This window comes from Pseudomonas sichuanensis (assembly GCF_003231305.1).
Classification (GTDB): domain Bacteria; phylum Pseudomonadota; class Gammaproteobacteria; order Pseudomonadales; family Pseudomonadaceae; genus Aquipseudomonas; species Aquipseudomonas sichuanensis.
In genome coordinates this window covers 33670-45877 of record NZ_QKVM01000015.1, presented here as the reverse complement: position 1 = coordinate 45877, position 12208 = coordinate 33670, and the positions used below count along the sequence as shown (strand labels likewise).

Annotated in this window: 12 protein-coding genes; 4 read left to right on the top strand and 8 right to left on the bottom strand. The window is 64.9% G+C overall.

What is annotated here, in order from left to right:
- Positions 1–75 precede the first annotated feature (75 nt).
- Positions 76–792 carry an SIMPL domain-containing protein gene (locus tag DM373_RS10280; RefSeq protein WP_110993464.1) on the bottom strand — a complete coding sequence of 239 codons (717 nt, stop codon included), beginning with the start codon at positions 790–792 and terminating at the stop codon, positions 76–78.
- A 199-nt stretch (positions 793–991) separates the two neighbouring features.
- Between DM373_RS10280 and DM373_RS10275 the strand changes: the two genes are divergently transcribed.
- Together DM373_RS10275 and DM373_RS10270 are read left to right on the top strand one after the other, a co-directional pair.
- Positions 992–2248 carry an ATP-binding protein gene (locus DM373_RS10275; protein WP_110993463.1) on the top strand — a complete coding sequence of 419 codons (1257 nt, stop codon included), beginning with the start codon at positions 992–994 and terminating at the stop codon, positions 2246–2248.
- Positions 2248–2808: a response regulator transcription factor gene (locus tag DM373_RS10270; RefSeq protein ID WP_110993462.1), complete on the top strand. Its 561-nt coding sequence runs from the start codon at positions 2248–2250 to the stop codon at positions 2806–2808. The genes DM373_RS10275 and DM373_RS10270 overlap by 1 nt, the downstream gene beginning before the upstream one ends.
- A gap of 73 nt (positions 2809–2881) precedes the next feature.
- Here DM373_RS10270 and DM373_RS10265 read toward each other — a convergent pair whose 3' ends face one another.
- Together DM373_RS10265 and DM373_RS10260 are read right to left on the bottom strand one after the other, a co-directional pair.
- Positions 2882–3073, bottom strand: coding sequence for a hypothetical protein (locus tag DM373_RS10265; RefSeq protein WP_110993461.1), 192 nt, complete (start codon positions 3071–3073; stop codon positions 2882–2884).
- 14 nt (positions 3074–3087) lie between these two features.
- Positions 3088–4722, bottom strand: coding sequence for a phospholipase (locus DM373_RS10260; protein ID WP_110993460.1), 1635 nt, complete (start codon positions 4720–4722; stop codon positions 3088–3090).
- 190 nt (positions 4723–4912) lie between these two features.
- Between DM373_RS10260 and DM373_RS10255 the strand changes: the two genes are divergently transcribed.
- Entirely contained in the window at positions 4913–5854 is a 942-nt protein-coding gene (locus DM373_RS10255; protein ID WP_110993459.1) for an AEC family transporter, read from the top strand.
- A gap of 51 nt (positions 5855–5905) precedes the next feature.
- Positions 5906–7261 carry an amino acid permease gene (locus DM373_RS10250; RefSeq protein ID WP_110993458.1) on the top strand — a complete coding sequence of 452 codons (1356 nt, stop codon included), beginning with the start codon at positions 5906–5908 and terminating at the stop codon, positions 7259–7261.
- A gap of 73 nt (positions 7262–7334) precedes the next feature.
- Here DM373_RS10250 and DM373_RS10245 read toward each other — a convergent pair whose 3' ends face one another.
- The 5 genes from DM373_RS10245 to gatA form a co-directional block, all read right to left on the bottom strand.
- Complete coding sequence (locus DM373_RS10245; protein WP_110993457.1) at positions 7335–7712, bottom strand: carboxymuconolactone decarboxylase family protein; 378 nt, start codon at positions 7710–7712, stop codon at positions 7335–7337.
- A 10-nt stretch (positions 7713–7722) separates the two neighbouring features.
- On the bottom strand, positions 7723–8766 hold the full coding sequence (locus tag DM373_RS10240; protein ID WP_110993456.1) for a calcium/sodium antiporter: 1044 nt from the start codon (positions 8764–8766) through the stop codon (positions 7723–7725).
- Between the two features lie 61 nt (positions 8767–8827).
- Positions 8828–9202, bottom strand: a complete 375-nt coding sequence (locus DM373_RS10235; RefSeq protein WP_110993455.1) for a septal ring lytic transglycosylase RlpA family protein — start codon at positions 9200–9202, stop codon at positions 8828–8830.
- 89 nt (positions 9203–9291) lie between these two features.
- Entirely contained in the window at positions 9292–10737 is a 1446-nt protein-coding gene (gene gatB / locus DM373_RS10230) for an Asp-tRNA(Asn)/Glu-tRNA(Gln) amidotransferase subunit GatB (RefSeq protein ID WP_110993454.1), read from the bottom strand.
- Positions 10738–10748: 11 nt separating this feature from the next.
- Positions 10749–12200, bottom strand: a complete 1452-nt coding sequence (gatA, locus tag DM373_RS10225; protein ID WP_110993453.1) for an Asp-tRNA(Asn)/Glu-tRNA(Gln) amidotransferase subunit GatA — start codon at positions 12198–12200, stop codon at positions 10749–10751.
- Between the last annotated feature and the right edge of the window lie 8 nt (positions 12201–12208).

The window sequence follows — 12208 nt, the reverse complement described above, 5'->3', positions numbered from 1 at the left end:
TGATTGGTGCGTAGGAATAGTCGGAAAGTGCTGTCCGTAGCGGATTTCACCGCCACGGACATCCACTTGGAGGGATCAGGGCACCTGGACTTCGATCAGGCCATCGGCGCTCATGCTGACTTCGCTGGTGCCGGCCTCGATATCAGGCGCTGGCGCCGCTTCGTCGGCAGCCTTGGCCATCATCGCCATCGGTGCGCTACGCAGGTACGGGCGCGGGTAGCCGCTGCTGTTGAGGTTCAGGCTGACCACCTTGTAGCCCTTGCCGCCGAGCGCTTCGGTGGCCAATTGGGCGCGGGCCTTGAACGCGGCCACGGCATCCTTGAGCAGCTCGTCTTCGCTGGTCTTGCGGGTGGCCGGGGCGATGGAGAAGTCCATGCCGCCCATCTTCAGGTCCTGCAGCAGTTCGCCGGTGAGCTTGGACAGGGCCGGGAAATCGGCACTTTCCAGGCGCAGCTCGGCGCGCTCACGCCAGCCGGTGATCTTCTGGCCCTTGGTGTCGTAGATCGGGTAGCTGTTGCGGCTGCCCTGGCTGATCTTCACGTCCTTCACGTCACGGGCCTGCTGTACGGCCTTGTTCATGGTTTCGGTGATCTGCTTGGCGAGCTTGCCTGGGTCGCTGTTCTGCGCTTCGCTGTACAGCGTCACGACCATCAGGTCGCGGGCGACTTCCTTGCTGACTTCGGCGCGCAGCGACACCTGGTTGTAGCGGGGCTCGTCGGCGGCCACGGCGGGCAGGGTGGCGAGCAGGCCGCAGGACAGGGCGAGGGCTTTGCCGCGACGGGAAATGTGCATGTGTAGCTCCTTGGCAATGAAAAGCGTGGTTGGAACGTTCGTGCCACGCATGGCCGATCAGACCGGGGACAGTGTAGTGGGTTCAAAAATGCCATCATGAATCTGTGACAAAGTGTGGCGCTTTGCCGCATCGCTGCAGCGAGGCGCCTGGCTTCGGTATACTCCAGCCGATTTTTCTGGAGCCTCATCGGGAGAGCTCATGCTCGCCGCCGCACATCCGCTGTCCGCTACACGCCAGAACCTCTGGCGCCTGACCTTCATCCGCATCCTTGTGCTGGCTGCCCAGGCCGGCTCCGTGGGCGTGGCCTACTGGACCGAGTTGCTGCCGCTGCCATGGTTCTCGCTGGTGGTCACCCTGGCCCTGTCGTCGCTGCTGTGCGCGTTCACCGCCGTGCGCTTGCGCCTGTCACTGCCGGTCACCGAACTCGAGTACGCGCTGCAGCTGGCCTGCGACCTGCTGATCCACAGCGCGCTGCTGTATTACTCCGGTGGATCGACCAACCCCTTCGTCTCTTATTACCTGGTGCCGCTGGCGATCGCCGCCGTGACGCTGCCGTGGATCTACTCGCTGGTGCTGTCGGGCATCGCTCTGGTGGCGTACAGCCTGCTGTTGGTGCAGTTCTACCCGCTGGAAACCTTGCCGCAGTCGCGCGACACCATGCAGGTCTACGGCATGTGGCTGAGTATCGCCCTGGCCGCGGCGGTGATTACTTTCTTTGCCGCACGCATGGCCGAAGAGTTGCGCCGCCAGGAGCACCTGCGTGCCGAGCGCCGTGAAGAGAGCCTGCGCGACGAACAATTGCTGGCGGTGGCCACCCAGGCCGCCGGCGCCGCCCATGAGCTGGGCACGCCGTTGGCGACCATGAGCGTGCTGCTCAATGAAATGCGCCAGGACCACACCGATCCGCTGCTGCAGGAAGACCTGCAGATCCTTCAGGACCAGGTCAAGCTGTGCAAGGAAACCCTGCAGCAACTGGTGCGCGCTGCCGAAGCCAACCGCCGCCTGGCCATCGTCGAGCAGGACGTCACGGCCTGGCTCGACGAAGCGCTCAACCGCTGGCACCTGATGCGCCCGGAAGCCAGCTACCGTTTCCAGCGCCTGCGTGACGGCCAGGTACCGCGGCTGGCGCCGCCGCCCGACCTGACCCAGGCCCTGCTGAACCTGTTGAACAATGCCGCCGATGCCTGCCCGGACGACCTGGAGGTGCGCCTTGACTGGGACGCCCAGGACATCGTCATCAGCATCCGCGACCATGGCCCCGGCATGCCGCCGGCCATTGCCGAAGCGATCGGCAAACCCTTTATTACCACCAAGGGCAAAGGCTTCGGCCTGGGCCTGTTCTTGAGCAAGGCCAGCGTGACGCGTGCGGGCGGTTCGGTGAAACTCTATAGTCATGAGCAGGGTGGCACCCTGACCGAATTGCGCCTGCCCCATGGCAAGCGAGGAGATGAATGATGAGCGAAGAAAACCAGGTCGAAGGCGAAGAACTGCCGCACCTGCTGCTGGTGGATGACGATGCCACCTTCACCCGGGTCATGGCGCGGGCCATGAGCCGCCGCGGTTTCCGCGTGAGTACCGCAAGCTCTGCCGAGGAGGGCCTGAAGCTGGCCGAGCAGGACCTGCCGGACTACGCCACGCTGGACCTGAAGATGGAAGGCGATTCGGGCCTGGTGCTGCTGCCCAAGCTGCTGGAGCTGGACCCGGAGATGCGCGTGGTGATCCTGACCGGTTATTCGAGCATCGCCACTGCGGTCGAAGCGGTGAAGCGCGGTGCCTGCAACTACCTGTGCAAACCTGCAGATGCCGATGATGTGCTGGCTGCACTGCTGTCGGAGCACACCGACCTGGATGCCCTGGTGCCGGAAAACCCGATGTCGGTGGATCGCTTGCAGTGGGAGCATATCCAGCGCGTGCTCGGCGAGCATGAAGGCAATATCTCCGCCACCGCGCGGGCGCTGGGCATGCACCGGCGCACCTTGCAGCGCAAATTGCAGAAGCGCCCGGTACGGCGCTAAAGGCATCGCGGGGCAAGCCCGCTCCCACGCACACACACTCTCTCGTGGGAGCGGGCTTGCCCCGCGATTGTTTTTAGAAGGCGCTTACCCCCGAGCGGTCAACCCGCACCGCCAGTGGCCCTGCACCAGCAGGTGCCTCGAACGCCACCAGCCCTCCAGCCGGCACCTTGGCCCGGCCAATGACCTTGCCATCACGCAGCAACTCCAGCGGCATGCCTGCCAGCGACTGACCCGAAGCCAGCTCCAGTTTGATCCTGATGTTCATCGGTGACCTCCTTGTCACGCATTGCGATCGATGTAAGTGGATGCCACGCCGTTCAGGCTGGCGATCAGCTCCGGCGAGCCGCCGCGGAACTGGCGGAACAGGTTGCGCCCGCGCTGCTTGCCGTCCAGCGGCACCTGTACGGTCGGGTGGAACTGCTCGCCCAGTTCGGCATAGGCGCTCCACGGCCCGATATAGGATTCGTTGAACTGCTCGCTCACGCTGAAGGCGTAACGTACCGAGTTGCCCCGCTGCCAGTTGAGGCCATCCGGTTCGCTACTTTGCCAGCCGATGATGGCCGGTGACGCGCTCGGTGCCGCGATGAATCCGCTGGGGGTATTGGGCTTGTAGTCCTTGAGCAGCAGATAAGTGCTCCAGCCCCACCAGTCGGCGATGCGCTCGCGGTCGTTGAGGTTGTTGACGTCCTTGCGCCGCAACACGGTCTTGCCGTCCTGGAAATACAGCGGGGCAAAGTTGCCCGGTACCAGGTCCTGCTCGGCGGCGTGCAGGTCCGGCGCCAGGCGCAGGGCTGCATAGTCCTTGGCCAGGGGCAGGCGGCCATCGACAAAGGCCTGGAACACCTCGTCGGCCGAGCGCTGCACGGCCCGGCCGACCTGGCGACGGTTGGCTACATCGACGCTGTCGAAGTAGCGCTTGTCGCCATAGGCGCGCCATTGCTCGCCTTCGGCGTTGCGTACCAGCAGGCCGTACTTGCTGTCTTCATCGTGCATGAAGCGCGAAATCAGCGAGCCGACGTCGCTCGGGGTGACGCTGTCGGCCAGCGCCTTGCGTGGCACCCGCAAATGCCCGGCGGAGAACAGGTCGGTGAGGAAGTGGTCGGCGAAGGCATTCATGGCGTAGGCCAGTTGCAGGTCGCGCTCTTCGCCACTGGCACGCGCCTTCACGGCTTGCTGCAAGGCTGCGGCGTGGCCGGCCTGGTAGGCCAGCAGTGCCCAGGGGCCGAAATGGTCCCAGTTGCTGGCGGCCAGCTTCAGGTAGCGGCCAAGCGGGAACAGGTCGGAAGCGAAACTGCCGCCGCCGGTGATGCGATTCCAGCGTGCCGACAGGCTGTCGCCCAGTGCATCGTAGGCTTCATGGGGCTGGCGGCCGTCCTGGATGGCCTGGTTGGCGGCGGAGATTTCTTCCTGCATCACGGCGAGGATCTGCCCGGCCTCGTCCTTGGCCGCCGGCAGGCGGGCCAGGGAGTCGAAGGCCTGGGTGAAGCGTGTGATGCGTTCGGCCTCGCTGGCTCCATCGGCGATGGGCCGCTCGGGGACGCCATAGAAGTCGCCGCCCAGGGCGATGACCTGGCCGTAGGTCAGGCTCAGGCCGTTGGGCAGCGGCAGGGGCGACTGGTGGGCGGGGATGCCCGGCTGGCCAGCTTCATAACGCAGCAGGGTGTTGTCACCGATAGCGGTGTGCTCACCCCCTTCGAAGAACAGCTCGGGTTTGCGTTTGGGCGCTTGGCCTGCGCCTTGCGGCACGGCGAAGCGATGGTACTTGAGGGTGTGGTGGCCGTGCATGACCAGCATCAGCTGGCTGTTGGGGCCGGGAAGTTCGATGCCCTGCGGGTCGAACAGTTGATCGAGGTCGGCAACGACCTGTTTGGCCTGGGCTTGGTTGGCCACGGGCGCGGTTTGCATTCCTGACATGATCAGCTCCTTGCGATGTCGGGATAATCCATTTTTTAACTGTATGCATATACAGTTGTCACCATCATATTCGGGAAATCTCCTACGTCAAGCTCAGTTTGTGCTGCCAACTGACACCTTCGATGGGCGCAAGGGGCTGGCACTGACGTATGATTAGCCCCCTAACGGCAACCCCCCAGGATCAGGCTGCATGCTCGCCCTTCTTATCCAGACACTGAACATCACGGCGCCCGTGTTCGCCATGCTGTTCATGGGCGTGCTGCTCAAGCGCATTCGCGTGATCGACGACAACTTCAGCAAGGTCGCGTCATCGCTGGTGTTCAACGTCTGCATGCCGGCGCTATTGTTCCTTGGCATCTACCACGCCGACCTGGCCGCCGCGGTCAAGCCCGGGGTCATCCTCTACTTCATCGTTGCCACCCTGGCGGGGTTCGGCCTGGCCTGGGGCCTGGCGATCTGGCGCTGCCCGCAGGCGGACCGCGGCATCTACACCCAGGGCGCATTTCGCGGCAACAATGGCGTGATCGGCCTGGCGCTGGCCGCCAGCCTCTATGGCGACTACGGCATCTCCCTCGGCGCGGTGCTGGCCGGGCTGGTCATCCTCATGTACAACTCGCTGTCGGCTGTGGTGCTGGCGGTGTACAGCCCGGACCTGAAGTCCGACCCGTGGAGCATCTGCAAGAGCATTTTCAGCAACCCGCTGATCATCAGCGTGCTGGTCGCAACGCCCATGGCCTATGGCCAGGTGCCGCTGCCCAACTGGCTGCTGACGTCTGCCGACTACCTGGCGCAGATGACCTTGCCGCTGGCGCTGATCTGCATCGGTGGCACCTTGTCGCTGGCGGCGCTGCGCGACAGTGGCAGGCTGGCGTTCGATGTGAGCCTGGTGAAGATGGTCTGGCTGCCGCTGCTGGGTACCCTGGGTGCCTGGCTGTGCGGATTCCGCGGGGCCGAACTGGGCATCCTGTTCCTGTACATCGGCAGCCCCACCGCGGCAGCGAGCTATGTGATGGCGCGGGCGGCCAACGGCAACCACGAACTGGCCGCCTCGATCATCGTGATCACTACACTGATGGCGGCCATCACCACCAATATCGGAATTTTCGTCTTGCAGTGGGGCGGCTGGATCTAGAGCTTCACTGCACACAACACCAACAACACGGCCTCACCTAAAGGACACTTCATGCAAGACCAGAGCACGCCCGAGCGCTTGCAGCGCGGGCTGAAGAATCGCCATATCCAGCTGATCGCGCTGGGCGGTGCCATCGGCACCGGGCTGTTCCTGGGCATCGCCCAGACCATCCAGCTGGCCGGCCCCTCCGTGCTGTTGGGCTATGCCGTCGCCGGCCTGATGGCCTTCCTGATCATGCGCCAGCTTGGCGAGATGGTGGTCGAGGAGCCGGTGGCCGGCAGCTTCAGCCACTTCGCGCACCACTACTGGAGCGAGTTCGCAGGCTTCGTCTCGGGTTGGAACTACTGGGTGGTCTACGTGCTGGTCGGCATGGCCGAGCTCACCGCCGTGGGCATCTACGTGCAGTACTGGTGGCCGGACTTCCCCACCTGGGCCACGGCGGCGATCTTCTTCGTGGCCATCAACGCCATCAACCTGACCCAGGTGAAGGTGTATGGCGAGATGGAGTTCTGGTTCGCCCTGATCAAGGTGGTGGCCATCGTCAGCATGATCGGCTTTGGCGCCTGGCTGCTGGGCAGCGGCCACGGCGGGCCGGACGCCAGCGTTGCCAACCTGTGGCAATACGGCGGCTTCTTCCCCAATGGCGTGACCGGGCTGATCATGGCGCTGGCGGTGATCATGTTCTCCTTCGGCGGCCTTGAGTTGGTCGGCATCACGGCCGCTGAAGCCGAAAACCCGCGCGAGAGCATCCCCAAAGCCACCAACCAGGTGGTGTATCGCATCCTGATCTTCTACATCGGTGCCCTGGCGGTGCTGCTGTCGCTGTATCCGTGGCAGAAGGTGGTGCAGGGCGGCAGCCCGTTCGTGATGATCTTCCACGAGCTGGACAGCGACCTGGTGGCGACCATCCTCAACGTGGTGGTGCTGACCGCCGCGCTGTCGGTGTACAACAGCTGTGTCTACGCCAACAGCCGCATGCTGTTCGGCCTGGCCTCCCAGGGTGATGCGCCGCGCCAGTTGCTCAAGGTCAGCCGCCGTGGCGTGCCGCTCACTGCCTTGGGTGTGTCGGCATTCGCCACGGGGATGTGCGTGCTGATCAACTACCTGATGCCCGGTGAAGCCTTCGGCCTGTTGATGGCCCTGGCTGTTTCGGCGCTGGTGATCAACTGGGCGAGCATCAGCATCACCCACCTGAAGTTCCGCAAGGCCAAGCTGGCGGTCGGCATCACGCCGTCCTACCGCAGTTGGGGGCACCCGGTGAGCAACTACCTGTGCCTGGCGTTCATCGTGCTGATTCTGGTGGTGATGTACCTGACGCCGCCGATTCGCATCTCGGTGATGCTGATCCCGGCGTGGATCCTGGTGCTGTGGGTGGCGTTCAAACTGAAGAAGAAGCGTCAGGGGTGAGGCCCAATCGCGGGGCAAGCCCGCTCCCACGACCTGAACCGGTTCGTGGGAGCGGGCTTGCCCCGCGATGCTTTCAGCTGCCCTGGTAGCTGTCGATCACTTCCTGCGCCGCGCGGAACGCATCGATCGCCGCCGGCACGCCGGCATACACGGCGCAATGCAGCAACGCCTCGCGAATCTCCTCCACCGTGCAGCCATTGTTCAACGCCCCGCGCACATGCCCCTTGAGCTCTTGCGGGCACTTGAGCGCGGTCAGCGTGGCCAGGGTGATCAGGCTGCGGGTCTTCAGCGGCAGCCCGTCGCGGGCCCAGACGCTGCCCCAGGCATGTTCGTTGACGAAGTCCTGCAGCGGTTGGGTGAACGCGGTGGCATTGCCCAGGGCGCGGTCGACGAAGGCGTCGCCCATCACCTGGCGGCGAATGCTTTCGCCGGTCTGTTTCGTGTCAGCCATGTTGTTTTCCTTAGTGTTGGCGGCGCCAGGCGCGCAACGTCGTGTACAGCAGCACGACGCCGAGCGCTGGCAGAACGTAGAACAGCATCAGGTTTTCCAGGCGCCCGGCCAGGGGCAACCCGGTGGTGAACGTCACCACGTGCAGGCCGTAGGCCAGGTACAGGCAGAGGAACACCAAGCCCTCGGCGCGGGTCACCCGAAAGCCCGAATAGAACACCGGCAGGCACAGCGCCGCGACCCCGAGCATCACCGGCAGGTCGAAATCCAGGGCGTTGGGCGAGATCGACAGCGGTTCGGGTGCAACCACGGCGGTCAGCCCCAGCACCGCCAGCAGGTTGAACAGGTTGCTGCCGATCACCGTGCCCACGGCCACCTCGCGTTCGCCGCGCAGCGCGGCAATTAGGGCGGCGGCCAACTCTGGCAGCGAGGTGCACACCGCGACCACGGTCAGGCCGATGACCCGTTCGGAGAGCCCGAGGTCGGTGGCGACCTCGACGGCGGCCTGCAGCAGCAGGTGCCCGGCCAGGCTCAGCAGGCCGAGGCCTAGAAAGACTTGCAGCAAGACGCCGCTCCAGAAGCGCCCGGCGCCTGTGACCGGTGTATTCGCCGCCGGATAGGTGCGCGCATGGTGGCGCGACTGGTGCCGGAGCATCAGCAGGTAGCCGAACAAGCCAAGCAGCAGCAGCGCACCTTCGAAGCGCCCCAGCTGGCCATTGCCGGCCAGCAGATAGACCAGGCCGCTGGCGGCGATCATCAAGGGAATGTCCAGGCGCACCAGCTGGCGCGACACGCGCAGCGGAATGATCAGCGCGGCCAGGCCGAGAATCACCAGCACGTTGAAGATATTGCTGCCGATCACGCTGCCCACCGCCACATCAGGCGCGCCTTGATAGGCAGCCTGCAGGCTGACGGTGAGTTGCGGCGCGGTGCTGCCGAACGCCACCAGGCTCAGGCCGATGATCAGCGGGCGTACATGCAGGCGGGTGGCCAGGCGCAGCGCCGCGCGTACCAGCAGCTCGGCGCCGAGAATCAGCAACAGCAGGCCCAGGCCCAGTTGCAGCAGGCTGAAGGTGGGGAGGGTGGCCAGGTCGAAAATGGCGAGGGCTCCAGTCAGGTCAATCGCTCAGACCTTGTACCCGGACTCGCGCCGTTCCGCTACGGAGCATGCCGATTTTTTCTGCTGCGGCGCGTGACAGGTCGATCAGCCGGCCGCGTGTGTGCGGGCCGCGGTCGTTGATGCGTACCACCACGCTGCGCTGGTTGGCGAGGTTGGTCACCAGCACCCGGCTGCCGAAGGGCAGGCTGCGGTGGGCGGCGGTGAGGCCATGCTGGTTGAACGGTTCGCCACTGGCGGTACGTTTGCCGTGGTGGCGGCTGCCGTAGTAGGAGGCGGTGCCGGTTTCGTTGTAACCGCGGGGGTCGATGTCGTGGCTGGCGCAGCCGGCCAGGACGGAGAAGAGGGTGAGGGTGGTGAGGGATCGTTTTAGCAAGTCGGACACTCCGGTGTTGCCGCAGACGATCGCGGGGCAAGCCCGCTCCCACCATCTGGCGTGGGAGCGGGCTTGCCCCGCGATTGGGTTCACCCTTCGAGCTTGGACTTGAGCAATTGGTTCACTTGCCCCGGGTTGGCCTTGCCTTTGGAGGCCTTCATCGCCTGGCCGACGAAGAAGCCGAACATCTTGCCGCGCTTGGCTTCGTCAGCGGCGCGGTACTGTTCGACCTGGTCGGCGTTGGCGGCGAGCATCTCGTCGAGCATCTTGTCGATCGCGCCGGTGTCAGTGACCTGCTTCAGGCCTTTGCTTTCGATGATGCTGTCGGCATCGCCTTCGCCAGCGGCCATGGCCTCGAACACGGTCTTGGCAATCTTGCCGCTGATGGTGTTGTCACGGATGCGCAGCAGCATGGCGCCCAGTTGCTCGGCGCTGACCGGCGACTGGTCGATCTCCAGGCCCAGCTTGTTCAGCAGGCTGCCGAGTTCGACCATGACCCAGTTGGCGGCCAGCTTGGCGTCACCGCCGATCTTCACCACCTGCTCGAAGTAGTCGGCCTGCTCGCGGCTGGAGGCCAGCACGTTGGCGTCGTAGGCCGACAGGCCGTACTGGCTCTGGAAGCGTTCGACTTTCTGCGGTGGCAGCTCCGGCAGGCCGGCGCGCACGCTGTCGAGGAACGCGGGCTCGATGACCACCGGCAGCAGGTCCGGGTCGGGGAAGTAACGGTAGTCGTTGGCTTCCTCCTTGCTGCGCATGGAGCGGGTCTCGTCCTTGTTCGGGTCGTACAGACGGGTTTCCTGCACCACCTTGCCGCCGTCTTCGATCAGGTCGATCTGGCGCTGGATTTCGCTGTTGATCGCACGCTCGATGAAGCGGAACGAGTTGACGTTCTTGATCTCGCAGCGGGTGCCGAACTCGGCCTGGCCTTTCGGGCGGATCGACACGTTGCAGTCGCAGCGCAGCGAACCTTCGGCCATGTTGCCGTCGCAGATGCCCAGGTAGCGCACCAGGGCATGGATCGCCTTGACGTAGGCCACGGCCTCTTTGGCGCTGCGCATGTCCGGCTCGGAGACGATCTCCAGCAGCGGCGTGCCGGCGCGGTTCAGGTCGATGCCGGTGGCGCCGTTGAAGTCTTCGTGCAGGCTTTTGCCGGCGTCTTCTTCAAGGTGCGCGCGGGTCACGCCAATACGCTTGACGGTGCCGTCTTCCAGGGCGATGTCCAGGTGGCCCTTGCCGACGATCGGCAGGTCCATCTGGCTGATCTGGTAGCCCTTGGGCAGGTCAGGGTAGAAGTAGTTCTTGCGCGCGAACACGTTGCGCGGGCCGATTTCGGCGTCGATCGCCAGGCCGAACATGCACGCCATGCGCACGGCTTCCTGGTTGAGCACCGGCAGTACGCCGGGCATGCCCAGATCGACCAGGCTGGCCTGGGTGTTCGGTTCGGAACCGAAGGTGGTGGCGCTGCCGGAGAAAATCTTCGACTGGGTGGCGAGCTGGGTATGAATTTCCAGCCCGATCACAACTTCCCATTGCATGTGTGAATTCCTCAGAAGCCGTTGGGGGCGCGGGTGTGCCAGTCGGTGACTTGCTGGTAACGGTGCGCGATGTTGAGCAGGCGGCCTTCCTGGAAATACGGGGCCAGCAGTTGCACGCCCACCGGCAGGCCATCGACGAAGCCGGCCGGCATCGACAGGCCCGGCAGGCCCGCCAGGTTGGCGGTGATGGTGTAGACGTCTTCCAGGTAGGCGGCGACCGGGTCGCTGCTCTTGGCGCCGAGCTTCCAGGCCGGGTTTGGCGTGGTCGGGCCGAGGATCACGTCGACGTCGTGGAAGGCGGCCACGAAGTCGTTCTTGATCAGGCGGCGGATCTGCTGCGCCTTGACGTAGTAGGCATCGTAGTAGCCGGCCGACAGGGCGTAGGTGCCGACCATGATCCGGCGCTGCACTTCGACGCCGAAGCCTTCACCGCGCGAGCGCTTGTACAGGTCGGTGAGGTCCTTGGGGTTTTCGCAGCGATAGCCGAAGCGCACGCCGTCGAAACGCGACAGGTTGGAGGAAGCTTCCGCCGGGGCGATCACGTAGTAGGCCGGGATGGCGTGCTGCATGTTCGGCAGGCTGATTTGCTTGACCACTGCGCCGAGCTTTTCCAGCTCCTTGACGCTGGCATGCACCAGTTCGGCGATGCGCGGGTCGAGGCCGGCACCGAAGTATTCCTTCGGCAGGCCGATGCGCAGGCCTTGCAGCGAGCCGTTCAGGTTGGCGCTGAAGTCCGGCACTGGCTCGTCGACCGAGGTCGAGTCCTTGGCATCGAAACCGGCCATGCCTTGCAGCAGCAGGGCGCAGTCTTCCGCGGTACGGGCCAGTGGGCCACCCTGGTCGAGGCTGGAGGCATAGGCAATCATGCCCCAACGTGAAACACGGCCGTAGGTCGGCTTCAAACCGGTGAGGTTGGTGAAGGCCGCCGGCTGGCGGATCGAACCGCCGGTGTCGGTGCCGGTGGTGGCTGGCAGCAGGCGCGCGGCCACGGCTGCGGCCGAACCGCCGGACGAGCCGCCTGGCACGTGTTTCAGGTTCCACGGGTTCTTCACCGCGCCGTAGTGGCTGGACTCGTTGGCCGAGCCCATGGCGAACTCGTCCATGTTGGTCTTGCCCAGGCTGACCATGCCGGCGGCGGCCAGCTTGGCGACCACGGTGGCGTCATACGGGGCGGTGAAGTTGTCGAGCATCTTCGAGCCGCAGCTGGTGCGGGTGCCGTTGGTACAGAACAGGTCCTTGTGGGCGATCGGCGCGCCCAGCAGCGCACCGGTTTCACCGGCGGCGCGGCGGGCATCGGCGGCGCGCGCCTGCTCCAGGGCCTGCTCTTCGGTGACGGTGATGAAGCTGTTGAGCTGCGGGTCGAGCTGCTTGATGCGCGACAGCAGCGCGCCGGTCAGTTCTGCCGAGGAGAACGACTTGTCAGCGAGGCCGCGGGCGATCTCGGCCAGAGTGAATTGATGCATGGCAGGCG